Origin of the sequence: Tepidicella baoligensis (assembly GCF_013432195.1) — a bacterium.
In the GTDB taxonomy this organism is placed as follows: domain Bacteria; phylum Pseudomonadota; class Gammaproteobacteria; order Burkholderiales; family Burkholderiaceae_C; genus Tepidicella; species Tepidicella baoligensis.
The window spans coordinates 81,842-104,559 of record NZ_JACCDB010000006.1; the positions used below are offsets into that span (position 1 = coordinate 81,842).

Annotated in this window: 22 protein-coding genes and 1 tRNA gene; 7 read left to right on the plus strand and 16 right to left on the minus strand. The window is 66.4% G+C overall.

All coding sequences use genetic code 11. The features are described from left to right. Positions 1 to 3 precede the first annotated feature (3 nt). From adk to HZS63_RS08390, 6 genes are all read right to left on the minus strand, one after another. On the minus strand, positions 4 to 660 hold the full coding sequence (gene adk / locus HZS63_RS08365; protein ID WP_180683600.1) for an adenylate kinase: 657 nt from the start codon (positions 658 to 660) through the stop codon (positions 4 to 6). A gap of 115 nt (positions 661 to 775) precedes the next feature. After that, on the minus strand, positions 776 to 1,567 hold the full coding sequence (kdsB, locus tag HZS63_RS08370; RefSeq protein ID WP_180683601.1) for a 3-deoxy-manno-octulosonate cytidylyltransferase: 792 nt from the start codon (positions 1,565 to 1,567) through the stop codon (positions 776 to 778). 8 nt (positions 1,568 to 1,575) lie between these two features. After that, positions 1,576 to 1,782, minus strand: a complete 207-nt coding sequence (locus HZS63_RS08375) for a Trm112 family protein (RefSeq protein ID WP_180683602.1) — start codon at positions 1,780 to 1,782, stop codon at positions 1,576 to 1,578. After that, positions 1,763 to 2,878, minus strand: coding sequence for a tetraacyldisaccharide 4'-kinase (lpxK, locus tag HZS63_RS08380; RefSeq protein WP_343039971.1), 1,116 nt, complete (start codon positions 2,876 to 2,878; stop codon positions 1,763 to 1,765). The genes HZS63_RS08375 and lpxK overlap by 20 nt, the downstream gene beginning before the upstream one ends. Beyond that, positions 2,868 to 3,287 (minus strand): ExbD/TolR family protein, encoded by a 420-nt coding sequence (locus HZS63_RS08385; protein WP_425505941.1) that lies wholly within the window; start codon positions 3,285 to 3,287, stop codon positions 2,868 to 2,870. Before HZS63_RS08385 ends, lpxK begins: the two co-directional genes overlap by 11 nt. Positions 3,288 to 3,307: 20 nt before the next feature. After that, positions 3,308 to 3,943 (minus strand): MotA/TolQ/ExbB proton channel family protein, encoded by a 636-nt coding sequence (locus HZS63_RS08390; RefSeq protein WP_180683604.1) that lies wholly within the window; start codon positions 3,941 to 3,943, stop codon positions 3,308 to 3,310. Here HZS63_RS08390 and HZS63_RS08395 point away from each other — a divergent pair. The 3 genes from HZS63_RS08395 to HZS63_RS08405 all read left to right on the plus strand — a co-directional run bounded on the left by HZS63_RS08395 (position 3,852) and on the right by HZS63_RS08405 (position 6,163). Then, a complete protein-coding gene (locus HZS63_RS08395; protein WP_180683520.1) occupies positions 3,852 to 4,109 on the plus strand; it encodes a hypothetical protein in 258 nt (85 codons plus the stop codon). The two genes, HZS63_RS08390 and HZS63_RS08395, sit on opposite strands and share 92 nt — an antisense overlap. Before the next feature lie 124 nt (positions 4,110 to 4,233). Continuing rightward, a complete protein-coding gene (gene xseA, locus HZS63_RS08400) occupies positions 4,234 to 5,529 on the plus strand; it encodes an exodeoxyribonuclease VII large subunit (protein ID WP_180683633.1) in 1,296 nt (431 codons plus the stop codon). Between the two features lie 52 nt (positions 5,530 to 5,581). After that, positions 5,582 to 6,163 carry a superoxide dismutase gene (locus tag HZS63_RS08405; RefSeq protein ID WP_180683605.1) on the plus strand — a complete coding sequence of 194 codons (582 nt, stop codon included), beginning with the start codon at positions 5,582 to 5,584 and terminating at the stop codon, positions 6,161 to 6,163. A gap of 64 nt (positions 6,164 to 6,227) precedes the next feature. Here the strand turns inward: HZS63_RS08405 and HZS63_RS08410 are convergent. Continuing rightward, positions 6,228 to 6,315: transfer RNA gene (locus HZS63_RS08410), tRNA-Ser, on the minus strand. Between the two features lie 176 nt (positions 6,316 to 6,491). Here HZS63_RS08410 and HZS63_RS08415 point away from each other — a divergent pair. Beyond that, a complete protein-coding gene (locus HZS63_RS08415; protein ID WP_180683606.1) occupies positions 6,492 to 7,226 on the plus strand; it encodes an N-acyl amino acid synthase FeeM domain-containing protein in 735 nt (244 codons plus the stop codon). A gap of 15 nt (positions 7,227 to 7,241) precedes the next feature. Here HZS63_RS08415 and HZS63_RS08420 read toward each other — a convergent pair whose 3' ends face one another. Further along, a complete protein-coding gene (locus tag HZS63_RS08420) occupies positions 7,242 to 10,226 on the minus strand; it encodes a putative bifunctional diguanylate cyclase/phosphodiesterase (protein WP_180683607.1) in 2,985 nt (994 codons plus the stop codon). 106 nt (positions 10,227 to 10,332) lie between these two features. On the opposite strand from HZS63_RS08420, the gene dinG reads away from it, so the two are divergent. From dinG to HZS63_RS08435, 3 genes are read left to right on the plus strand one after another with little or no spacing between them, the layout of a single operon-like run. Next, the gene (gene dinG, locus HZS63_RS08425; protein WP_180683608.1) at positions 10,333 to 12,543 is read left to right on the plus strand and encodes an ATP-dependent DNA helicase DinG; all 2,211 of its coding nucleotides are present in this window, start codon (positions 10,333 to 10,335) and stop codon (positions 12,541 to 12,543) included. 26 nt (positions 12,544 to 12,569) lie between these two features. After that, positions 12,570 to 13,367, plus strand: a complete 798-nt coding sequence (gene hyi / locus HZS63_RS08430; RefSeq protein ID WP_180683609.1) for a hydroxypyruvate isomerase — start codon at positions 12,570 to 12,572, stop codon at positions 13,365 to 13,367. 34 nt (positions 13,368 to 13,401) lie between these two features. After that, positions 13,402 to 14,007 (plus strand): hypothetical protein, encoded by a 606-nt coding sequence (locus HZS63_RS08435; RefSeq protein ID WP_180683610.1) that lies wholly within the window; start codon positions 13,402 to 13,404, stop codon positions 14,005 to 14,007. 582 nt (positions 14,008 to 14,589) lie between these two features. Here HZS63_RS08435 and HZS63_RS08440 read toward each other — a convergent pair. The 8 genes from HZS63_RS08440 to trbE are packed head-to-tail and all read right to left on the minus strand — an operon-like array spanning position 14,590 to position 22,705. After that, complete coding sequence (locus HZS63_RS08440) at positions 14,590 to 14,832, minus strand: DUF2274 domain-containing protein (protein ID WP_017677045.1); 243 nt, start codon at positions 14,830 to 14,832, stop codon at positions 14,590 to 14,592. Further along, positions 14,829 to 16,106 carry a TraB/TrbI/VirB10 family type IV secretion system protein gene (locus HZS63_RS08445; RefSeq protein WP_017677044.1) on the minus strand — a complete coding sequence of 426 codons (1,278 nt, stop codon included), beginning with the start codon at positions 16,104 to 16,106 and terminating at the stop codon, positions 14,829 to 14,831. Before HZS63_RS08445 ends, HZS63_RS08440 begins: the two co-directional genes overlap by 4 nt. A gap of 2 nt (positions 16,107 to 16,108) precedes the next feature. Continuing rightward, positions 16,109 to 17,101, minus strand: a complete 993-nt coding sequence (gene trbG / locus HZS63_RS08450) for a P-type conjugative transfer protein TrbG (RefSeq protein ID WP_005304503.1) — start codon at positions 17,099 to 17,101, stop codon at positions 16,109 to 16,111. Next, complete coding sequence (gene trbF / locus HZS63_RS08455) at positions 17,098 to 17,802, minus strand: conjugal transfer protein TrbF (RefSeq protein ID WP_017677043.1); 705 nt, start codon at positions 17,800 to 17,802, stop codon at positions 17,098 to 17,100. Before trbF ends, trbG begins: the two co-directional genes overlap by 4 nt. 12 nt (positions 17,803 to 17,814) lie before the next feature. After that, complete coding sequence (trbL, locus tag HZS63_RS08460) at positions 17,815 to 19,200, minus strand: P-type conjugative transfer protein TrbL (RefSeq protein ID WP_017677042.1); 1,386 nt, start codon at positions 19,198 to 19,200, stop codon at positions 17,815 to 17,817. After that, positions 19,197 to 19,517 carry a hypothetical protein gene (locus tag HZS63_RS08465; RefSeq protein ID WP_017677041.1) on the minus strand — a complete coding sequence of 107 codons (321 nt, stop codon included), beginning with the start codon at positions 19,515 to 19,517 and terminating at the stop codon, positions 19,197 to 19,199. Before HZS63_RS08465 ends, trbL begins: the two co-directional genes overlap by 4 nt. Before the next feature lie 12 nt (positions 19,518 to 19,529). Beyond that, positions 19,530 to 20,255, minus strand: coding sequence for a P-type conjugative transfer protein TrbJ (gene trbJ, locus HZS63_RS08470; protein WP_017677040.1), 726 nt, complete (start codon positions 20,253 to 20,255; stop codon positions 19,530 to 19,532). Continuing rightward, the gene (trbE, locus tag HZS63_RS08475) at positions 20,252 to 22,705 is read right to left on the minus strand and encodes a conjugal transfer protein TrbE (RefSeq protein ID WP_017677039.1); all 2,454 of its coding nucleotides are present in this window, start codon (positions 22,703 to 22,705) and stop codon (positions 20,252 to 20,254) included. The genes trbJ and trbE overlap by 4 nt, the downstream gene beginning before the upstream one ends. Between the last annotated feature and the right edge of the window lie 13 nt (positions 22,706 to 22,718).

Below are 22,718 nucleotides of genomic sequence, written 5' to 3' on the forward strand. Positions count from 1 at the left end.
GGCTCAGCTCTCGAGGGCCGCGAACGCGCGGGCGGTGATTTCCTCCACCGTGCCCATGCCGCTGATGACACGGTATTTGGGCGCAGCAGCCGGGTCGATCTTGGCCCAGTTCCTGTAGTAGTCCACGAGCGGGCGGGTCTGGGCATTGTAGACCTCCAGGCGCTTGCGCACGGTTTCTTCCTTGTCGTCGTCGCGCTGCACCAGGGGTTCGCCGGTCACGTCGTCCACGCCGTCCACCTTGGGCGGGTTGAACTTGACGTGGTAGGTGCGGCCCGAGGCGGGGTGCGAGCGCCGGCCGCTCATGCGTTCAATGATGGCGTCGAACGGCACGTCGATTTCCAGCACGTAGTCGAGCTTGACGCCAGCGGCCTTCATGGCCTCGGCCTGGGGGATGGTGCGGGGGAAGCCGTCGAACAGGAAGCCGTTGGCGCAGTCGGGCTGGGCGATGCGGTCCTTCACGAGGTTGATGATGAGCTCGTCAGAGACCAGGCCGCCAGCGTCCATGATCTTCTTGGCTTCGAGGCCCAGAGGGGTGCCAGCCTTGACGGCGGCGCGCAGCATGTCGCCCGTGGAGATCTGTGGGATGCCGTATTTCTGGCAGATAAAGGTGGCTTGCGTGCCTTTGCCGGCGCCGGGGGCGCCCAACAGAATCAGTCTCATGACTTTCCTTTTTGCTTCACAGTTTCAAATCTGTGCGGACGCCCGTCTCCAAGGCGCCGCGATCCCGCATGGGAAATAACCGCCGGAGGATAGCATGCGCGTCCCCGACACAGGCTTACAGTGACGGGTATGCCGTTGCCCCGAGCAGGGCGCGCACGCGCTCCAGGTCCTGAGGGGTGTCCACCCCCGGGCCCGGGGCCTCGTGGGTGACGTGGACCGCGATGCGTTCGCCATGCCACAGCACGCGCAGTTGCTCCAGCGATTCGCACTGCTCGATGGGCGCCGGTTCGAGCCGGGGGAAGCGCCGCAAAAACCCCACCCGGTAGCCGTAGATGCCGATGTGGCGCAGGGCGGGGGGCTGGATGGGCAGGGCCGGGCCCGACGCCGGGCCGGCGGCACCGTCGCGCCACAGGGGAATGGGGGCGCGGCTGAAATAGAGCGCGGTGTCCTGGCGGTCCAGCACCACCTTGACGACGTTGGTGTTGGCGAAGTCGGTCGCATCGTGCAGGGCGTGGGCTGCCGTGCTCATGACGCAGTCGGCTCGCTCGTGCAACTGCCGGGCCACGGCATCGATCAGGTGCGGGTTCATCAGCGGCTCGTCGCCCTGGACGTTGACGACGACGGCTTCGTCAGCCAGACCGATCAGGTCGCAAGCCTCGGCCAGCCGGTCGCTGCCGCTGGGGTGGTCAGGCCGGGTCAGGACGGCGGCAATGCCGGCGCTCTTGCAGGCGTTGAGGATGGCGGCGTCATCGGCGGCGACGGTGACCGACAGGGCGTTGCTGGCCAGGGCCCGGCGCGCGACATGAACGACCATGGGCAGGCCGGCGATGTCGGCCAGTGGCTTGCGGGGGAGCCGGGTCGAAGCCAGCCGCGCCGGAATGAGCACGTGAAAGGGAGGCGCGCCCATGCCAGGACTCAGGCAACGGGGCGGGCTGCGGGCGGGCGGGCGGCCTCTTCCTCGGTGATCTCGCGGGCCTCGTTTTCCAGCATGATGGGTATGCCATCGCGGATCGGGTAGGCGAGCCGGGCGCTGCGCGAGATCAGCTCTTGGGTTTCGCGCTGGTAGACCAGTGGCCCCTTCGTCACCGGGCAGACGAGCAGTTCAAGAAGTTTGGTGTCCATGGCGGGATGATAGCCCGTGCAGGGGGGCGAGCGCATCGTCTATCGCATCGAGCAGGGCGGGGTCCAGGGTCTGCTCCAGCGGCACTGCCCATACCTGGTATGGCGTCTGCGGGGAAAGGGCAGGGAAGAGTTTGACGGCGTCTTTTTCGGTGCAGAGCCAGACCACGTGGGGGTCAAAGCCTGCGATCGTTTGCATCAAGACGGTGGCATCGGCATGGTCGGGCAGAGCAAGGGTGTGGTCCAGCCGTAGGCCCTGTGCTTGCAGCATGCGGAAAAACGCGTGTGGCTGGGCGATGCCGGCCAGAGCGCCGAGCCGGGGCGAGTGTAAAAAATCCACCAGTGCACGGGATTCACCCCGGGCGTTCAGGGCATGGGCTGCCAGCCGCCGCGTTGCGGTGTAGATAGGCGCCGCACCAGCATGGGGTGGTAGATCGCCTGCCATTGGCCCGCCGGTCTGAAGTACGAACAGCGGCCCGTGGCCCCAGGCCGGTGCCGGCCAGGGCTCGCGCAGCAGGCCAGCGGGCAGCAGCCAGCCGTTGCCAATGCCGCGCGTGTCGAAGACCACGAGGGTGACGTCGCGATGCAGGGCCCAGTGCTGCATGCCGTCGTCACTGACGATGATGTCCACCTGCGGCCATTGCGCCATCAGCGCCTGGGCAGCGGCCACGCGGTGGCGCCCGACCATGACCGGTGCGCCCGTGGCGCGGGCGATGAGAGTGGGTTCGTCGCCAACCTCGGCGGGCGAGCTCCTGTCCGTGACCTGGGTGGGCGTGCGGTGCCGGCCTCCGTGGCCCCGGGAAATCACCCCGGGATGCCAGCCCCGCTGTTGCAGGTGCTTCACCAGCCCGATGACGGTGGGGGTTTTGCCCGCGCCGCCCACCACCACATTGCCCACGACCAGCACCGGTAAGGGCAGCCGGGTGGAGTGCAGCACACCCCGGCGGTAGAGTGCGGCCCGCAGGGCCCACAGGCGGCCGTACAGCCAAGCCACGGGCCAGAGCAGCCGGGCCAGCGGCCCGCGTTGCAGCCAGGCCCGTTGCAGCGCTTGGCTCCAGCGGTTCAGACCAGGCGTGGGTGGGGGCGTTTCAGCGGCCACGCGCTTGCTGGGTGGCGAAGGTGATCTGGCTCAGCCCGGAGCGGCGGGCGGCATCCATCACGTTGACCACCGCCTGGTGGGTGGCGGCGGCATCGGCGCTGATGATCAACACGGGTTCGCGGCTGCCTTGTCTGGCCTGTTGCAAGGCGCGGACCAGCATGTCCACCGTGGCGCCATCCAACACCTGGCCGGCGACGGCGTAGCGCCCGTCCTGGCCGACCGCGACGACGATTTCCCGGGGGTTTTCACGCGGCTGCTCCGCATCGGCCACCGGCAGGTTGACCTGCAGTTCGGTGTACTTGCTGTAGGTGGTGGTCAGCATCAGGAAAATGAGCACGACCAGCAGGATGTCGATAAACGGGATGAGGTTGATTTCGGGCTCTTCCCGGCTGCCGCTGCGAAACTGGATGGCCATGGCTCGTAGGGTGTTCAGCGGCGCAGGGTGAGCAGATGGTGGGCGAAGCGCTCGGCACCCACTTCCATCTGGAGCAGGTAATTGTCCACCCGGGCGCGGAAGTAGCGCCAGAAAATCAGCGCCGGGATGGCCACCATGAGACCGAAGGCGGTGTTGTAGAGCGCGATGGAGATGCCATGAGCCAGTTGCTCCGGGTTGCCCCCACCGGGGGTGAGGCCGCCAGCTCCCGCCTGGGAGCCGAAGATCTCGATCATACCGATGACGGTGCCCAGCAGGCCGATGAGTGGGGCGGCAGAGGCGATGGTGGCAATGGCGCCGAGGTATTTCTGGAGTTTGGCGGCCGCCAGACGTCCAGCCGATTCCAGGCCGGAGCGCAGCTCGTCTTCGGTGGCATTGGGGTGGTTTTGCAGGTGGCGCAAGCCCGAAGCCAGCAGTTCGCCCAGAATCGAGTTTTCTGCGAGCTGTTGCACCACCTGAGGCGGTGGAACACCGTGGCGTGAAGCCATGATGGCTTCCTCCACCAGCTGCGGCGGGGCGACCCGGTCCGACTTGAGGCTCATGAACCGTTCAATGATCAGCGCTAGTCCGATGACCGAGCAGGCGATCAAGGGCCAGATCGGCCAGCCGGCGGCTTGTATGATCGAAAACAATGCAGGACTCCTCGCTCAGAACGTGACATTTCGCAAAGCTCATTATGGCGCAGCCGCGCCGGGCACGGCGATGCGTGGACTGTGGATAACTTTGTGTGTAAATCGTCGATTTCCGATGGAAAGATCGGGCTTTGCCCCTGTATGCGCTTCTGAGCACGAGCAATGATCGTGAAAATGTTCTGCAAATCAAGGACTTGTCAATACCCATCTGTCGCGCTCAGCGCCGCGAGGGCTCCTGCCGTCGATGGACACAGGTGTGGACAGATGGACCTTCGGGCGCCGTGGTGCTGATGTCCCGCGATGCCGCCTCTGCCGATGTCGGGCCCCCCGTATGGGCGGTCGGGGCTTTGTTGCGGGCCCTCTCCGATGCCCTGCAGGCCCGCTTCAATCCGGTGTGTGTTCGGGGCGAGGTGTCCGGTTTCGCGCGCGCCGCCAGCGGGCATGGCTACTTCACCCTCAAGGATGAACAGGGCCAGCTGCGGTGTGCGATGTTTCGCCGCTCGGCTGCCGCCACCCGGCTGGATTGGCGGGATGGCCAGTTGGTCGAGGTGCAAGGGCGGCTGGACGTGTATGGTCCGCGCGGCGATCTGCAACTCATCGTCGAGGACGCGCGGCTGGCGGGGCAGGGCAATCTGTACGAGCAATTCCTGCGTTTGAAGGCCACCCTGGAGGCCGAAGGCTTGTTCGCGTCCGAGCGCAAGCGCCCCTTGCCGGCCCTGCCACGTAGCGTGGGAGTGGTCACTTCACTGGATGCTGCCGCGCTGCGCGACGTGGCCACCACGCTGCAGCGGCGCGCTCCCTACTTGCCGGTATGGGTATTTCCTTCCCCGGTGCAGGGCGATGCGGCGCCCGAGGCGTTGTGCGCCGCGTTGGAGCGGGCCTATGCGCACCATCGGGCCACGGGGGCATGTGAGGTGCTGCTGCTGGTTCGTGGGGGCGGTTCCCTGGAAGATTTGTGGGCCTTCAACAGCCCGGCGCTGGTGCGCAAGCTGGCCGAGGCTCCCATGCCCGTGATTTGTGGTGTGGGGCACGAGACGGACTTCACTCTCGCCGACTTCGTGGCCGACGTGCGCGCCCCGACGCCCACCGCCGCTGCGGAGCTGTGTGCGCCGGCCCGCGATACCCTGCTGAAGGCCTTGGAAGGGCTGCAAACCCGCTTGCGACAGGGCCTTTGGCGCTGGCTCGATGCCCAGGCCCAGCGTACCGACCGATTGGCGCAGCGGCTCGGACGGCCGTCGGCCCGGCTGAGCCAGGAACGCCAGCGAGTGCTGGGGGTGGCGCTGCGGCTGCGTCAGTCCGTGCGGCGCTGGCTGGACCGCGACACGGCCCGGCTGGAGCGCTGGCCACAGAGCTGGTCGGCTGCGCTGGCGCGGGATCTGCAACGTCGCCGTTGGCGCCTGGATCACTTGGAGGCCCAGCTCAAACTGCTGGACCCGAAGCTGGTGCTGCTTCGGGGCTATGCGCTGCTCACCGATGCCTCTGGCCACGCCATCACATCGGTGCACAAGGTCCGGCCAGGGCAAGATCTGACTGCGCAATTGGCCGATGGTGCCGTGGAGATGACCGTAAAGACTCCAGGAAGCTGATGCCTTCCCTACAATCTATGGTGTTTTCAACCACACGATGAGGAAGCCGCACATGGAACATACTTTGCCCGCACTGCCCTATGCGATCGATGCCCTGGAGCCCTACTATTCCAAGGAAACCCTGGAGTACCACCACGGCAAGCACCACAACGCCTATGTGGTCAACCTGAACAACCTGCAAAAAGGCACCGAGTTCGAAAACATGGATCTGGAGTCCATCGTCAAGAAGTCCAGCGGAGGCATCTACAACAACGCCGCCCAGATCTGGAACCACACCTTCTTCTGGAACTGCATGAAGCCCAACGGCGGCGGCGAGCCGACCGGCGCCCTGGCCGCTGCCATCAACGCCAAGTGGGGCAGCTACGCCGCCTTCAAGGAAGCCTTCGTCAAAAGCGCGGTGGGCAACTTCGGCTCCGGCTGGACCTGGCTGGTGAAGAAGGCCGACGGTTCGGTGGACATCGTCAACATGGGTGCTGCCGGCACCCCACTGACCACCGGTGACAAGCCTCTGCTGACCGTGGACGTGTGGGAACATGCCTACTACATCGACTACCGCAACCTGCGCCAGAAGTTCGTGGAAACCTTCCTGGACAAGCTGGTGAACTGGTCGTTTGCCGAGGCCAACTTCGCCTGAGGCGATCGCCCTGCATGAAAGCAACAACGGCCCTTCAAGGGCCGTTTTGCATAGGGGTTCCGGTTGGCGGAAGGGGTGGGATTCGAACCCACGAACGGTTGCCCGTTGCCGGTTTTCAAGACCGGTGCAATCGACCACTCTGCCACCCTTCCTGTATGGGAGCCCGATTGTAAGCGACGCCTCGGTGGGAATCCCGTGTGGGAATCCCGTGTAGGAAAAAATCCGACAACCGAAACAGCCGTTTTCCGACTCTAGCGCACGCCGCACCTGCGTAAAGTGGAACGCAGTCCTAGTTCATCGTGGCACCATGTGCCGGAGGAGAGACGGAATGCATATGCAGGCTGTGACAGGGGTTGGGGAGCAGGTGTCGAATCCTCAAACGCTACCGTGGTCGGGCATCGATGCCGGTGCAGGTTGCGGGCTACGCACCGAACGCTGGCCGTTTTCGCTGCGCATCGCGCGCACGCAGGCCGACTTGGCCAAGGTGATCGAGATCCGGCATTCGGCGTATGCACGGCATCTGCCGGAACCGATGTGCGCGGCATTCCGACGGCCGGAGGCCTCGGATACGGCGCCGGGCTGCTACCTGCTGCTGGCCGAGTCCAAGCTGGACGGGTCGCCTTTGGGGACCATGCGCATCCAGACCAATGCCGCCGCACCGCTGATGCTGCAAAGCGCGATCGAATTGCCGGCCTGGATGCAGGGCAAGCGACTGGCCGAAGCGACCCGGCTGGGGGTGACCAACGCGATGACCGGCCGGCTGGTGAAGGCGGCGCTGTTCAAGGCGTTTTACGCCTTGTGTCTGGACCGGGATGTGGATTTCATGGTGATCGCGGCGCGCAGCCCGGTGGACCGGCAGTATGTGCGTTTGCTGTTTCAGGACGTGTATCCGGGCATGGGCGGGATTCCGCTGAGTTATGCCTTCAACCTGCCGCATCGGGTCCTTTACCTGGATGTGAAGCGGGTGCGCGAGCAATGGGAGGCGGCGAGCCACCCCATGCTCGACTTCATGTGCTACACCAACCACCCGGATCTGCAGATCGGCGAGCCCGGTCGGGCGTAAGCTGCCCAGCGGCGTTCAAGAGCGATGGCTGGAGGGCGAGGGCAGCTCCTCGCCCAGCACCAGGTCCACATGGTCGAGTTCGCTGCGCGAGAGGGTGCTGAGGTATTGTTTCAGGCGCTCGTTGTCGATGAAGTCGGCACTGGATCGGGCGGTCAGCAGCACTTCGGGTTTTTGCGGCCGCGCGATCACGAAGCCCTGGACGTAATCCACCCCGATTTCGGCCAGGGACTCGACGGTTTCGCAGTCTTCGGCCCACTCGGCGATCGTCTTCATGCCCAGGTTCTGTGCCAGGCTGACAATCGCTTCCACGATGGCCTCGTTGGCGGGATGGCGCTTCATGTTGACGATGAAGCTGCCATCGATTTTGAGGAGGTCGGCGGGCAGGTCCTTGAGGTAAGAGAAGGAGGTGTAGCCGGCCCCGAAGTCGTCGAGCGCGACCTTGGCGCCGACGTCGCGCACCCGGTCGATGAAGCGGCGGGTGTTGTTGGTGTCGTGCAGGGCCACGCTTTCGGTGATTTCCAGGCAGATGCGGGGCGTCACGTCCCGGTGGCGTTCCAGCATGACGAAGACGTCGTCGATGAATCGCTCGTCGTTGAGCGACGCGCCACTGAGGTTCATGCAGACGAACTGGTTGTGGCTGAGTAGGTCTTGGTGGCGGCTGAGCCAGTCCAGCGTGGCGGACAGCACCCAGCGGTCGATCACGCTCATGCGCCCGGCGTTTTCGGCGGCGTGGATGAGCCGCTCGGTCGGGATGCGTTGGCCATGCTCGTCCTGCATCCGCAGCAGCACCTCGAAGTTCAGGGAGCCGTAAGGCGAGCGCAGCGACATGATGGGCTGCATTTCCAGATACAACCCATCGATGGACTGGTGGGTGGCGAGTTGTTCGATCAGGTGCAGCTCGGCCTCGTGTTCGGTGAAAATCTTCGAACCCTGATCAAACACCACCAGCCCGTTGCCCTGTCCCTTCTTGGCCAGGCGGCAGGCGTGGTCGGCGGTGGAGAGGATTTCCTTGGCGTGGGTGCCGGGCGAGACCTCGATCAGTCCGATGGAGCCGCGCACCTGGAACGCCCGGTCGCCCACTTGGCAGGGGCTGGCCGACAGGTTGGTGAGGATTTCGTGGCACACCGCCTGGGCTTGGGCCAGCGGGGTCTGCATCATCACGATGAGGAATTCGTCGCCGCCTACGCGGCCCAGGTGCATCTGGGGGCTCAAGGGGGCCTGGGCGCGTTGGCAGACGGCCTGCAGCACCGCATCGCCGGCAGCGTGGCCGTAGAGGTCGTTGATGAGTTTGAAGCGGTCCAGGTCCAGGTAGGCGACCGACAGTGGCTTGCCCCGTCCGAGCTGGGCGAGCCCGATGTCGAGGATGCGTTCGATGCCGCGCCGGTTCAACACCTTGGTGAGCGTGTCGTGGTGGGCGAGAAAGCGCAGGTGCTCGGTGGCCTGGGCTTTTTCGGTGATGTCCTGCAGGGTGCCTTCGATCTTGTCGCTGGCCAGGGCGGCCTTGACCAGAAAACGCCGCTCGGGTCGCCCATCCTGTGGCACCGCCAGGTCGAGCTCCGCCGTGCCGTCGCGCCGCGTGCGTTCGATCAGGGCTTCCCAGTCCTGGGCGGTGAAACGCTGCTGCCAGGTCTGCCGGATCAGGGTGGGCTCGTCGGTTTCCAGCATCGCCAGCAGCGCGGGGTTGGCGCTGGTGAAACGGCCCTGCAGGTCCAGCGCGAACAGGCCGATGGGGGCCACCTCGTAAGTGTGCTGCAGTTCCGCCTGGGCAGCCAGCCGCTGCTGGTGGGCCTGCCGCATCTGCTCCGCGATGGCCATGGAGGCCAGCAAGCTGGAGGCCAGAGCGGCCGTGACGCTGTTGAACGCCCCGATCAGTCCCTTGAGCCCCAGCGCTGCCGCCGCGACCTCGTACAGACTGGCGAACAGGGCCACCCCGATCGAGGCTGCATACCATCCGGCCACACGCGAGTTGCACACGATGAGGATGCGCACCAGCAGAAAGATCAGCGCCCCCGCTCCCAGCCCGGTGGCGGCCCAGAAGATGGGCAGGAATTGCGGAAAGGACAGCACGAAGGACAGTGCCAGCAACGGCAGGCACGACCACTTGGCCGCTGTGATCATCCACCGATGACCGACCTGCTCGAGCTCGTGCTGGAACAGGTTGGTGAACAGGGTGAGGGTGACCAGGTAGTACAACGCCAGCGTGACGAGCCGCATGCGGGGCAGATACGCTTCGGGGATGGTGTAACCCAGCCATTGATGGTCCCACCCCATGGAGAGGGCTGCCATGCGCAGGTTGACGACCAGCCAGGCGGCGAACAGCAGGTAGGTGCGGTTGCGGTTGATCAGCCCTGCGATGAGGGTGAATAGCGCCAACGTGAGGATGCCGCCGTCCAGCAGCCCGGAGTGGCGATGGAACTCCCGTTCCTTGATGGTGAGGGCGGTCTCGTCCCAAGACTGCACGGCCAGCCGTGCCGGGCCGATGAACTCACCGCGGCACAGCACCCGCGAGGCGCCCGACGGGTCGAACGCGAAACCGGCCCGCGAAGGCCGCGCGGCACCCTGGGTACTGGAGCGCGTGGCTTCCCCGATCGGCTGCAGTCCCAAGGCGTTCCAGCACGTCATGCGTTGGGCGTGGCGGGAGGGGAATTCGATCCAAGTGCCGGGTTGGCCGATCGGGGGGGAAGGCACGTCGAACAACAACCATACGGGCGCTTCGGACAGCCGTGTCTCGTACCACGAGACGGGGGTGTTTCCGGGCTGATAGAGCTGAGTCAGCGCTTCCTGAGGCGTCCATTGACGCTGGTCGTCCTGGACGACCTTGAAAAACACGGGGGTACCAGGACCGGTCGCATACTGGTTGGCCCAGACCAGCAGGGCCAGCGCGGACAGCAGCCCAACCAGCCCCGGAATCCAAAACACGGAAAGCCCCTGCAACAGACGGTCCAAGCTGTTGTTGGCGCGCACCCAGACCGGTGGCGTGGGGGTGGAGCTAGGGATCATGGGGGGTGTGTTGCCCTGAATGGTGATCGCTCCCTGTGATTTTGAATAGCCGCCATTATGCGGCTTGCCAGCGATGCCTGTATCGTTTGTGCCACACTTGCGTGCCATGAACAAGACAGACATGGCGCGGGAGGCATTGGCCGCCTTTGACCGGCTCGTCAGCCGTGCGGCCGGGCTGCGGCCACGTGCCGGCCAGCGGCTGATGGCCGAACAGGTGGCCGCCACCTTTGCCGCTGCCGATCTCGGCCGGCTGCCGGACGCGGCCGCCGCGGAGGACGAAGGCGCACCGGCCCGCTCGATAGCCGTCGTGCAGGCGGGGACCGGTGTGGGCAAATCGCTGGCGTATGGCGTGCCGGCCATTGCGCTGGCGCTGGAGCGCAACACGCGCGTCCTGATTTCGACCGCCACGGTGGCCCTGCAGGAGCAGCTCGTGCACAAAGACCTGCCGGCCTTGGCCGCGCTCATGCCACAGCCTTTCCGGTTCGCCCTGGCCAAGGGCCGCGGGCGCTATGTGTGCAGGCTCAAACTGGAGCGCCTGACACAGCACGAGCAAGGCGGGCACGACAGCGAAGAGGACACGTCCGAGGAAGAAGATCTGTTTTCTGCGTGGACGCCGGGACCGGCAAGTCTGGACGAGCGCGCCCGCAGACAGGCGGCGTTTGCCAGCATGGCCGCGGATCTGGCCAGTGGCCGCTGGGACGGCGACCGCGACACCCTGAGCGTGGCGCCCGACCCCCTCATCTGGCAGGCGGTGGCCGCCGATGTGAGTTCTTGCTCGGCCCGTCACTGTCCGGTGTACGGTCAGTGCAGCTACTTCGAACAGCGCAGGGCGCTGGTGGGGGCTCAGGTCATCGTGGTCAACCACGACCTGCTGCTCAGTTCGCTCGGCTCACGCGCCCTGCCCGAACTCGACAACTGTCTGTTGGTGATCGACGAGGCACACCATTTGCCGGCCACGGCGCTGGACCAGTTCGCCAGCCACATGGACCTGAGCCGCCTGACGTGGCTGGACCGACTGACGAGTCGGGCCTTGAAAGCGGGGAGCCAGCTCGGTGTGGAGGAGGTGGCCGACATTCCGAAGCACGCAGCGCTGATCCGCCAGGCCATGCAAGACCTGGCTCGGCTGGTGATGCACCAGTACGGGGAACAGTTGCGTGTACCGATGCAAGGCTGGTCGGCGACGGGGCGCTCGGGCGAGCCGTTCGGCCGGGCGCGGGTGGCCGGTGGCCGCCTGCCCGAACCCATGAATGGCCCGCTGGCTCAGCTCGCCCACAGCACACAAGTGTATGTGGATGCGCTGCGTGCCATCAGCAAGGCTTTGCGGGCAGAGATGCGCGATCAGCCGCTGGAGGCCCGGCGGCTGGCCACACAGTACGCCCAGCTCGGCACGCTGGCTCCACGCCTGGAAGCGGTGCATGCCACCACGCGCTGGTTGATGCAGACCCCGCAAGAAGGCGCCTCGCCCGTGGCCAAGTGGTTTACCCTGCAGGGGGCGGGGGAGGGCATGGCGGCGTTGCACGCCCATGCCAGCCCCACGCTGCCGGGCGGGGCCTTGCGCCATCACCTCTGGAGCGTGGTGCGCGCGGCCGTGCTCACTTCCGCCACGCTGACGAGCTGCGGCCGTTTCGATTTCCTGCTGCGGGAAATCGGGCTGGCGGACGACCCCGATGTGGTCACCCTGGAGGTGCCCAGCCCCTTCGATTTCCAACGCCAGGGCCGGCTGGTGCTGGCCTCGACCCGGGCCGACCCTCGGGATGCGGCCGCCTTCACACGCGAAATGGTCGAGGCCCTCATCCAGGATTTGCGTGATGTACGCCACGGCGCGCTGGTGCTGTTCACCTCGCGCGAGCAGATGCGGCAGGCCACCGAGGCCCTGCCGGCCGATCTGCGCGAGCGGGTGTTGGTCCAGAACGACATCCCCCGCCAGCGCCTGCTCCAGCGCCATGCGCAGCGGGTGGCCGACGGGCTGCCTTCCATCATTTTCGGCATGCAGTCGTTCGGCGAAGGTTTGGATTTGCCCGGCCGCCTGTGCGAGGATTTGTTCATCACCAAGCTGCCCTTCATGCCCCCCGATGACCCGGTGGGCGAGGCGCGTGCCGAGTGGCTGCGCGAAGCCGGGCGCGACCCCTTCATGGAGCTGGTGGTGCCGGCCACGGCGATCCGGCTCGCCCAATGGGTGGGGCGAGCCATCCGCTCCGAGGAGGATGAGGCCCATGTGGTGTGCTACGACCGTCGGCTGGCCCAGACCAGCTACGGGCAGCGGCTGTTGGCCGGATTGCCGCCTTTTACACGGGTGCAGCCCGCCACCGCGCCGTGACTGTCGCGATATCCCGAGGATGCCCGATGCCGAAACTCGCTGCCAACCTGTCCATGCTGTTTGCGGACCGCCCTTTCCTGGACCGTTTCGAGGCGGCCGCCCGTGCCGGATTCCGGGCCGTGGAGTTCCAGTTCCCGTACCACTGGCCGGTCGAGGATCTGGTGCGGGCGCTGCATGAACACCGTCTGCAGGCGGTGCTGCACAACCTGCCGGCGGGCGACTGGGCTGCTGGCGAGCGGGGCATTGCCTGCCATCCCGATCGGGTGCAGGAGTTTCGTGACGGGGTGGAACGCGCCGTCACTTACGCGCAGGCGCTGGGGGTGCCCCGGCTGAACTGCCTGGCGGGTGTACCGCCTGCCGGTGTATCGGCGGCCGCGGCCTGGCAGACCTTGACGGACAATGTGCGCCACGCCGCCGATCGGCTGGCCCGTGCCGGCCTCGTCCTCCTGTTGGAGCCGATCAACACCTTCGACATCCCGGGCTTTTTGCTGCACCGCAGCGACCAGGTGGTGGAGCTGATGGACGTGGTCGGAGCCCACAACGTGCGGCTACAGTACGACATTTACCATGCCCAGCGCATGGAGGGCGAGCTGGCCGCGACGCTGCAGCGTCTGCTGCCGCGCATCGGGCACATCCAGCTTGCCGACAACCCCGGCCGCCACGAGCCGGGTACCGGCGAAATCCGCTACCGTTTTCTGCTGGAATGGCTCGACCATCTCGGCTACGACGGCTGGGTCGGCTGCGAGTACCGCCCTGCCGATGCCGGCCCCCATGGCACCGAGGCCGGCCTGAGCTGGTTGGCCGCGCACGGCGTGGGGCTGTGAGCCGACGGGGCTCGGTACACTGTCGGCTATTGCCATGGATACCTTTCTTCTTGCCTTCCTCCTCGGCCTGGGGTTGTTCACGCTCAAGTGGCGACAGGAGCGCCGCCGCATCGTCTTGCTGGCGACGCATCTGCGCCCCTACCCGATCGAGCGGTTGATGGAGCAGATCACGCTCGGTTACCAGCGTGCGCTGGACGAAGACGATGCCGAACGGCGGGCGCAGCTCTGGTCCAGCCTGGAAGGTGCCGAAAAGCAATTGGCGCAGCAGTTCAGCCGTTTCAGCGCCGATATGGCCCGGCTGCCCGCGCAGGACGTGCGCATCTGTCGGTGGGCTCTGCCCGGTGTAGAGACGTGGTGGCCGCAATCGACCTTCGATCTGCGCGCGGCTCTCGACATCCATGCCCGCGGCTTACAGGCGGCCGTGGACAATGCCGATGCCCTCAGTCCCAAGGCCCGAGCGTATCGATTGATGGCCGAAATGCTGTTGATGCAGCACACCTGTCACTGGTTCTGCAAGTCCAAGACCGTGGCCTCCGCGCGGCTGCTGGCCCGCCACCGCACCACCTACGAACAGGTGCTCGACGCGGTATCCGAAGCCACCCGATCGGCCTATGGCCGATGGGTGTCCGGTCAGGGTTGAGCTGGCTGCGGCTCGCTAGAATGCTTGCTTGGTCCCGTGACCGCGCCCCGATGGTGAAATTGGTAGACACAGCGGACTTAAAATCTGTTTTGTCAAGTCCTTCCTGCTAGAACTGCCGAGCCAGAAGGTCAATAGTGACAACGGTTTGCGGGCATCCGAGCTGTAGCTTTGCAGCTAGGCTTGACGGCCAGGGGCCAGCTAGGCGCCAGTAGATGGAGGTAGGTGTTTTCAGTGTGTTGAGCACTACGCCCGAGTGGTGAAATCGGTAGACACAAGGGACTTGAACAATTTGAGCCTTCGGGGGGAAACGCCCGAAGTGAAGCCCGTCAAAGTCGGCGAACGCCCTGGATGCTTTTGCATCCGAGCCAACGCCGAGCCAAGCCCAAGCTACAGCTTGGGAAGGTGTAGAGAGCAGACGGCGGGCACCTACGGCCGCAAGGCTATGGTGAAGGCGTGCTCCAGACCACGAACGCCCTGCGTTGAGCAGGGCGGCGGCGAAAGTCGAAGTGGTAAGAAAATCCCTCGCCGAAAGGCGTGCCGGTTCGATTCCGGCCTCGGGCACCAATCCAGAGCCGCCCCTGTTCACGCAGGGGCGGCTTTTCCGTTCTTGGGCTGTGTGCGCTTGAATCCCCGATCCCCCACCATGAACGCCTCCAGCATGTGCGGGATCAGCGTCACGGCATCGACCGCCTCGCCATACGCCTGCGCGTGCAGCGCGGCGTAGCGGTCGAGGTCGGCTTTCAAGCTGGCCGGGCAGGCAAAGGTCAGTTTGACGCTTTCGGTCTTGGGCAGCGGCCCGAGCCGCAGCTTCTTGGTAGTGCTCATTGCGAAGCTCCCCGATTGAAGAACAGCGGCTGGTACGGCCGCAGCACCAGATCCCGGTTGACGATGATTCGCACGGGCAGACCAGGCCGCTCGGTCAGCGTCGGCTGGATGTTCATGTTGCGTCGGGTGATCTCCTGGCCGACCTGATTGATGCTGTCCTGGGCGCTGTCACGCCCGGCAATGACGATGCGGTTGCCGTCCTGGCGGTTCTCTGGCGCGGCCAGCTCTGCGCCGACGCCCAGCAGCGTCGTCAGCACCGCACCGGCAAAGATGCGGTTCCAGTGCCAGTCCACGTCATCCTCCAAGCCCGCGTAGCCGGCCGGGTCGGTGCCGACAAGGTTGTCGAGCGTCAGCGAGGACGTGTCGGGCAGGATGATCCGGTTCCACACCACCTGCACGCGGCTCTGTCCGTAGCTGACCTGGCTGTTGTAGCGCCCGAGGATGCGCGACCCCTGCGGGATCAGCAGGAACTTGCCGGTGGCTGTGTCATAGACCGGCTCCGTCACAGTGCCGATTACGTCGCCCGGCAAGTCCGACTTGATGCCTGTCACCAGCGCACCGGCGATCACCGTTCCGGCCATCACCTGATACGGCGACGCGGGCAGCGCCAGATTGCCGGAATTGCGGGTTTCCGTAGAACCGGCTTTCAGGAACGACTCTTTCTGGTCTTGCCGGTTCTGCACGGCGGTCGGGTCGGCGGGCTGGGCCGCCGTCGAGGCAGGCCCAGCAGCGAGCGGATCGAAGGCCGCAAGCGTACTTGAAGCCCCCGGCGCTGCCTGCGCGACCGTGGCGGCGGTCTGCCCTTGGCCGCCCGAGCGGAAGAACACCGACGAGGCCGCCGCCGCGTCCGCCTCCTTGCGTAAGGCATCTTCGGGATCATGGCCTGGCGGCGAATAGCCCGGCGTCACCGGCTGCTGCGAAGCGACGATGGCCGGGCCAAGGTCGCCGGGCAACGGCGGCCCCAGCTCGGGCACATCGGGCGGTAAGGCTGGTGGCAGCTTCGAGTAGTCCGTCGGCAGCGCATCCAGCCCTTCGGACTTCGAGACGCGATCGACGTTGTAAAGCTCGGTTTGCTCGCCCGTACCGCGCCGCTGCGGTTGCAGCGACCAGATCGTGGCCCCAAGGACGGCGACCGACAGGCCGCCGACGAGGATGGCAAGCGTGCGCCGGTTCAGGCGAGTGACCGGACGCGGCTGGGCGCGCAGCGCCACCGCTTCCGGCGCGACCTTGCCTGCCTGCGGCGTGGCGAGGTCGGGGGTGTCGTCTTGGCTCATGGTCAGTTCCTCCGCGCAACGCCGTCCGTGCGCTCAATTCGCACCACGTCGCCCTTGTCCCCGCCCAGGCGCAGTTCGGCGGCACCGAACAGCCGATCCACGATGTAGTACGGCGAGCGGAAGCGGTAGTTGACCAGTTGCCCGTCGCCTTCCGGCCCGATCACGAACAGCGGCGGCAGCTCGCCTTGCGCGATGCCGGCGGGGAACTGGATATAGACCTTCTGCCCGTCGTCGAAGGCGCGCAGCGGCTTCCACGGCGGGTTGCTACCGCTGACCGCGTAGCGGAAGCGCAGGTTTTCCAGCGACAAGCCGGAGTCCACCGGCGCGGCGGCGCTGGCCGCCTGCGCCTGGCGCTGTAAGGCCAGCATCCGGTCACGCGGATACTCCCAAGAAGCCGACGCCATCCACGTCTTTTCCGTCGAAGCCAACTCCAGCAGGTACGTCCTGCGGTTGGTGGTAATGACGAGATTGGTCTTGAGGCCTGAGCGGATCGGCTTGACCAGCACATTGACGCGCAGGTCAGCACCGCTGCCGCTCGACGTATCGCCCACGATCCAGCGCACGGTATCACCAGCGGCCACCGTCACCAGCTCCTCGCCCGGCTGGAGCGAAATCACGGTCACGCGGCCCACGGCCGCATAGACCTGATAGAGCGCGCCATCGGTGAATGGCCACACCTGAATTGCGTTGACGTAGCCCTCGCGCGTGGGCGCGACGCGGGCCTCTGCATTGGCGCGCGAGACGCGCACCTTCTCGTCGGCTGGCTCCGGCGTGGGCTTGGCGTCCTCGGCTTCGGGCAATGGCTTCAACTGCGCCGGCATCGGCAGCACCTCGGGCACCGCCACCACCTCCACCGGCGCGGGTGGCTCGGGTAGCGGCTGGGCCTGCACCGGCTCATCGAGCGAGATGGTCGGCGGTGGCTTGCCCTGCGTGGCGCAGCCCGCCAGGGCAAGCAAGATCACCGGCAAGGCGGATTTACGGAAAAGATCATTCATGGCTTGGCTCCTTCGGAAGAATCCAGTTCGCGGCTCCACGACAGGCCGTTGACGTAGATGCCCAGGGGGTTCTTGCGCAGGCGTTCTTCGATGCGCGGCGGCTGGAGCACGATGGACACCACGGCCGTCCACCTCTCCAGGCCCGCCGCGGCGCCGTTGACGTAGCGGCGCTCCGTCCAGCGCACGTTGAAAGACGTGTCGCTGGCGCGCACGACGCTGGTGATCTGCACCGTCACCGACTCCTTGCCGATGCGCGCGAACGGGTCGTTGACCCGTGCGTAGTCGTTGAGCACGGCCGCGCCCTTGTCGGTCGTGTAGTCGTAGGCGTCGAGCCAGTTCTGGCGGACGACGATGGGGTCGATGGACAGCGAACGCACCAGCGTCACGAAGCGCGCGATGTGGTGCGCGGTCTGCGCATCGTTGGGCCGGTACGGCGTGGCGGCCTCGCCCACGGCGCGCACCTGGCCCGCGTTGTCCACCTCCACGACGTAGGGCGTCACGAAGGACTGCGCCGAGCGCCACACCAGGCCGCCGGCCATCAACAGCGCGAGCGTCAGGCAGCCGAAGGCCATCAGGCGCCAGTTCTTCGCCTGCACGCGCGGCGAGCCGATACGGTCGTCCCACACTTGGCCGGCAGCTTGGTACGGCGTGGCAGGCTGCGGCGTGTCGGCATAGCGCACCTGCGGTTTCTTGAATCGCATGGTCAGTTCTCCTTATGAATCGGAATCGCGCAGGCTCGGCCCCTGGCCGGAGCCGCCGCCATCGCCACCGCGCAGCGCGTGGGCGGTGGTGGTCGCGGCGTGGGTGAGTTGCTGGCGGCGATGCAGCCGCTTGGCCCAAGCGGGCTGTTCCTGTGTCTGCGCCGTAGCGGCGCCGGATGCGGCCTCGCCTGCGGCACCCTGACCGGATGCCGCACCCGCGCCGCCATCGGCAGCAGAGCCATTCCAGCCAGCGCGGAAGGGAGCGGCCATGCGTTGCCCGGCAGCGGAAGCGCGGGATGCAGCGCCTCGCCCGGCTGCCTGCGCGCCGGTCTTGGCGACGTTGCCCAGGCCCACCATCGCGCCCTTTGCGCCGCCGCCAGCGGCGGCGGAACCGGCCTGGAACGCCGACTTCGCACTGCTGGGCGCCGACGTGGCGGCGCGCGCACCGCTACCGGCCAGCTTGGCGGCAGCCGGGGCCATGCGCGCACCAGCAGCCACGGCGCCACCCACGCCCGTCGCGGCGGCGCCGATGGCGACGGCCGTGCCGGCAGCGCCGACAGCAGCACCGGCCATTGCGCCCGCGCCGAGCTGCGGCGCACCGGAGACGAGGCCCGTGGCGATGCCGGGGCCGAAGATCCCTAGCGCCAGCAAGGTGAGCGAGGCCAGCATGATGACCAGCGCGTGGTCAATAGACGGCTCGGCGGGATGGACTTGGAACTGAGCGAACAAGCCCGAGCCGATACCGACGATCACGGCCAGCACCAGAACCTTGACGCCGGAGGCCACCACGTTGCCCAAGACCTTTTCGGCGAGGAACGCGGTCTTGTTCCAGAGCGCGAATGGCACCAGCACGAATCCGGCGAGCGTGGTCAGCTTGAACTCGATCAGCGTGATGAACAGTTGGATCGCCAGCACGAAGAAGCACAAGACCACGACCAGCCACGCGAGGAACATCACCACGATGGGGTCGAGGTTCACGAACACTTCGGGAAAGCCCGCCATCTCGCCGATCTGCTCCAGAATCGGCGCCCCGGCGTCGATGCCGGTTTTCGCCAGCCGGCCCGGCTGCAAGAAGTTCTCCATCGTGATGGCCGAGCCGGTGGCGGTGATGCCCAATCCCGCAAACGAGCGGAACACGATGCTGGCCAGCCAGTTGAAGTTATTGATGATGTAGGCGAAGGCACCGACGTAGAGCACCTTGCGCAGCAGCTTGGCGATCACGTCCTCGCCCTGGCCGGTGGCATGGCTCATGGCCCAATACAGGCCGGCGATCGTCATGTCGATGACGATCAGCGTGGCCGTGAGGAACGCCACTTCGCCCCGCAGCAGCCCGAAACCCGAGTCGATATAAGCGGCAAAGGTGTTGAGGAATTGGTCGATGATGGTCACGTCATTCATGGCGTGTCCTCCGGTTCGGCGGGAACGGCCGGCGCCATGCCATCGGCCGGTTCCTCGAAGCTCGGCGGGATCGGCGGCAGGTCGGCCAGCGTCTGGTATTCATCCGGCCCGGCCTGGCCGGAGAAGAAGCGCCGCCGGAAGGCTTCGGCGGCGGCACGGCAAGCGTCCTCGCCCGTGGCCTGCCGGTCGGCCGCGCATTGCGCGCGCAATGCCTTCAGCCGCACGGGATCGGCGGCCAGGGCATCGGCAAGGTGGTCGGCCGGCTGCTCGCCGCAAGCGGCCAGCAGCGCGACACACAGGACGAGGACGCATCGCATGGCGGCCTCCCGTCAGTTGCCGTAGAAGTTCACGGACTGCGGCGTGTACGGCGTGCCGTCGCCGAGGAAGCGCCGCCGCACCTCGCGGGCGCGCTCCGTGGCTGCCGCCTGCCGCGCCAGCTCCAGCGACGCCGCCCGGTCTTGCGTGATCTGGAGCCGCTGCGACTGGATCGACTGCTTGGCCTGCAAGGCCAGCAATTGATTCATGGCCTGCATCGCCTGCAACGCACCTTCGGCCGACTGACTCTTGCCCACAAGATCGGCCAGCACGCTTTCGTCTTCGCCCAGGTTCTGCGACACCTGCGCCTGCATCTGCATGGTGGTCTGCAAGCCGTTGAGCGTGTTCCGCCAACGCTCCTGCGCGTCGCGGTACATCTGGTCGCCGCTGACGGTGGCGGCGTACTGCTCGGGATACAGGCGCGCGAACTCCCGATCCAGATTCGTCACGTCGTAGGCCAAGCCCCTGGCCTGGGCGATCAGCCGCTCGGTCGTTGCCAGATTGGCGCGCAACTGGTTCACCACGCTGGACGGCAGGCTGGCGAGGTTGCGCGCCTGGTTCATCAGCATCTGTGCTTCGTTCTGAAGCTGCTGGATCTGGTTGTTGATCTGCTCCAGCGTGCGGATCGCGGTTAGCGTGTTCTGCACGAGGTTCGTCGGATCGACCACGACCCATTGCGCATGGGCGGTGGCGGTGCAAAGCATGGCCGCGATGGCGGCGGCGATAAGGCGCTTTTTCATGACAGGTTCTCCAGGGGTTGGTCAGCGAGGGAGCCCGGCGCGAGGCCGGGGAACGAGGGCAGCAGGTCGGCCGCCCAATCGAGGCCGCGATGGCGCAGCCAGGCGCCCGCGAAGCCGGGCACGCCGGCGTCCAGCAGCACGCGGTCTATGTCGCGCTGGTCTTGCGGCGTGGAAGCGCCCGCAAACGCCAGAGCCGCCGGCCCCAGGTCGAGGTCGAACAGGCGGTTGCCGAGGCGGGATTGGTAGTAGTAGTCGCGCTTGGGCTGCGCGGTGGCGACGATTTCGATCTGCCGCCTGTTGAGGCCGAAGCCCTCGTAGATCGTGCGAATCTGCGGCTCGGTCGCCTGCGGGTTGGGCAAGAAAATCCGACTCGCGCAGCTCTCGATGATCGCGGGCGCGATGCTCGAATCCTTGATGTCGGCGAGGCTCTGCGTGGCGAAGATGACGCTGACGTTCTTCTTGCGCAGTGTCTTGAGCCACTGGCGGATACGCGCGGCAAACACCGGGTCATCGAGGAACAGCCACGCTTCATCGAGGATCAGCAGCGTGGGCGCCCCGTCGAAGCGTTCATCGAAACGCGCAAAGAGGTAATGCAGCACGGCCATGACGGCGGCCTTGCTGTGCATCAGCTCCTCCATCTCGAAGCACTGCACGTCGGCCATGCCCAGCCGGTCGTGGTCGGCGTCCAGCAGCTTGCCGTGGGCGCCACCCAGCACATAGGGCGACAGCGCTTGTCGCAGCGTGTTCGATTGCAGCAGCACGGAAAGTCCCGTCATCGTGCGCTGCTCCGCCGGCGCACCGGCGAGACTTCCCAGCGCCGACCAGATAGCCGCCTTCTCGTCGGGGCCGATCGCCACGCCTTCGTGCAGCAAGCGGCCTTCGATCCATTCGGCGGCCCAGGTGCGGTAGCCCTCACGGTCGATGCGCGCGAGTGGCTGGAAGGCGATTTCGCCATCCGTGCCCAGGTCGTAGTGTTCGCCGCCCAGGCCGAGGATGGCGGCCCGCATGGAGCGGCCCATGTCGAAGGCGAAGATGCGCGAGCCGCGATAGCGGCGAAATTGCATCGCCAGCGTGGCGAGCAAGACCGACTTGCCCATGCCGGTCGGCCCCGCGACCAGCGTGTGGCCCACGTCGCCGATGTGCGTCACCAGCCGGAACGGCGTGGCGCCGTCGGTGCGTGTCACGATCAGCGGGGGGCCGTCGAGGTGTTCGTTCTTCTCCGGCCCGGCCCATACCGCCGACACCGGCATCATGTGCGCCAGATTCAGCGTCGAGACGATGGGCTGGCGCACGTTGGCGTAAGCATTGCCGGGGAGCGAGGACAGCCAGGCATCCACGGCATTGAGCGTTTCAGGGATGGTGACGAAGCCCCGACCCTGGATGACGCGCTCCACCATGCGCAGCTTCTCGTCTGCGACGGCGGCGTCCTCGTCCATGACGGTGACGGTCGCCGTCAGATAGCCGAAGGCGACTTGATCGCTGCCCAACTCCTGCAAGGCGGCGTCGGCATCGGCGGCCTTGTTGTTGGCGTCGGTATCGACCAGCGGGCTTTCCTGCTGGAAGATCGTTTCGCGTAGCAGCGCGATGACGTTCTTGCGCTTGGCGAACCACTGGCGGCGCAGGCGGGAAAGTTCTTTTTCCGCCTCGGCTTTGTCGAGGCAGAGAAAGCGCGTACTCCAGCGGTACGCAAAACCGAGGCGGTTGAGGTCGTCCAGAATCCCCGGCCAGGTCGAGGTCGGGAAGCCCCGCACCGACACCACCCGCAGGTGCTGATCGCCTAGCATGGGCGCCAGGCCGCCGATCAGTGCGGAATCGGTGAGCAGCGCGTCGATGTGGAACGGCACTTCGGGCACGCCCACGCGATAGCGCCGCGTCGAGATGGTCGCGTGCAGGTAGGTCAGCGTCTGCGCGTCATCGAGCCAGTCAATTTCCGGCATCACGCCGTCGAGCAGGTCAAAGACGCGATCCGTTTCCGCGACGAAGGCTTGCAGCCGCTCGCGCCAGTCCACGCCATTTGTCGGCGTGTTCTCGTAGAGCATCTTGGCTGCACGAGCGCGGGATTCCTCCGGCGGCAGGTACACCAGCGTCAGGTGATAGCCGCTCTCGAAGTGATGGCCGGATTCCTCAAACGCGGCCCGGCGTTCTTCCTCCACCAGCCACGAAAGCGGCTCGGGAAACTCCGAGCGCGGATAGTCGGCGGCCGCATGGCGCTCGGCTTCGATGAATAGCGCCCAGCCCGATCCCATGCGGCGCAGCGCGTTGTTCAGTCGCGCCGACGTGGCGATCAGTTCGCCTTGCGTCGCGCTGTCGAGGTCAGGCCCGCGAAACCGGGCCGTGCGCTGGAAACTGCCGTCCTTGTTCAAGACGACGCCCGGCGCGACCAGTCCGGCCCAGGGCAGCCAGTCGGCCAGCAAGGCCGGGCGCTGGCGGTATTCGGCGAGATTCAGCATCGCGGCGTCCTCC

Bases quoted from the DNA above. Each gene is read 5' to 3' on its own strand.
- adk (WP_180683600.1), bottom strand. From the start codon at position 660: ATGAGACTGATTCTGTTGGGCGCCCCCGGCGCCGGCAAAGGCACGCAA.
- kdsB (WP_180683601.1), bottom strand. From the start codon at position 1,567: ATGGGCGCGCCTCCCTTTCACGTGCTCATTCCGGCGCGGCTGGCTTCG.
- HZS63_RS08375 (WP_180683602.1), bottom strand. From the start codon at position 1,782: ATGGACACCAAACTTCTTGAACTGCTCGTCTGCCCGGTGACGAAGGGG.
- HZS63_RS08395 (WP_180683520.1), top strand. From the start codon at position 3,852: ATGAACCGTTCAATGATCAGCGCTAGTCCGATGACCGAGCAGGCGATC.
- xseA (WP_180683633.1), top strand. From the start codon at position 4,234: ATGTCCCGCGATGCCGCCTCTGCCGATGTCGGGCCCCCCGTATGGGCG.
- HZS63_RS08405 (WP_180683605.1), top strand. From the start codon at position 5,582: ATGGAACATACTTTGCCCGCACTGCCCTATGCGATCGATGCCCTGGAG.
- HZS63_RS08415 (WP_180683606.1), top strand. From the start codon at position 6,492: ATGCATATGCAGGCTGTGACAGGGGTTGGGGAGCAGGTGTCGAATCCT.
- HZS63_RS08420 (WP_180683607.1), bottom strand. From the start codon at position 10,226: ATGATCCCTAGCTCCACCCCCACGCCACCGGTCTGGGTGCGCGCCAAC.
- dinG (WP_180683608.1), top strand. From the start codon at position 10,333: ATGAACAAGACAGACATGGCGCGGGAGGCATTGGCCGCCTTTGACCGG.
- hyi (WP_180683609.1), top strand. From the start codon at position 12,570: ATGCCGAAACTCGCTGCCAACCTGTCCATGCTGTTTGCGGACCGCCCT.
- HZS63_RS08435 (WP_180683610.1), top strand. From the start codon at position 13,402: ATGGATACCTTTCTTCTTGCCTTCCTCCTCGGCCTGGGGTTGTTCACG.
- HZS63_RS08440 (WP_017677045.1), bottom strand. From the start codon at position 14,832: ATGAGCACTACCAAGAAGCTGCGGCTCGGGCCGCTGCCCAAGACCGAA.
- HZS63_RS08445 (WP_017677044.1), bottom strand. From the start codon at position 16,106: ATGAGCCAAGACGACACCCCCGACCTCGCCACGCCGCAGGCAGGCAAG.
- trbG (WP_005304503.1), bottom strand. From the start codon at position 17,101: ATGAATGATCTTTTCCGTAAATCCGCCTTGCCGGTGATCTTGCTTGCC.
- trbF (WP_017677043.1), bottom strand. From the start codon at position 17,802: ATGCGATTCAAGAAACCGCAGGTGCGCTATGCCGACACGCCGCAGCCT.
- trbL (WP_017677042.1), bottom strand. From the start codon at position 19,200: ATGAATGACGTGACCATCATCGACCAATTCCTCAACACCTTTGCCGCT.
- HZS63_RS08465 (WP_017677041.1), bottom strand. From the start codon at position 19,517: ATGCGATGCGTCCTCGTCCTGTGTGTCGCGCTGCTGGCCGCTTGCGGC.
- trbJ (WP_017677040.1), bottom strand. From the start codon at position 20,255: ATGAAAAAGCGCCTTATCGCCGCCGCCATCGCGGCCATGCTTTGCACC.
- trbE (WP_017677039.1), bottom strand. From the start codon at position 22,705: ATGCTGAATCTCGCCGAATACCGCCAGCGCCCGGCCTTGCTGGCCGAC.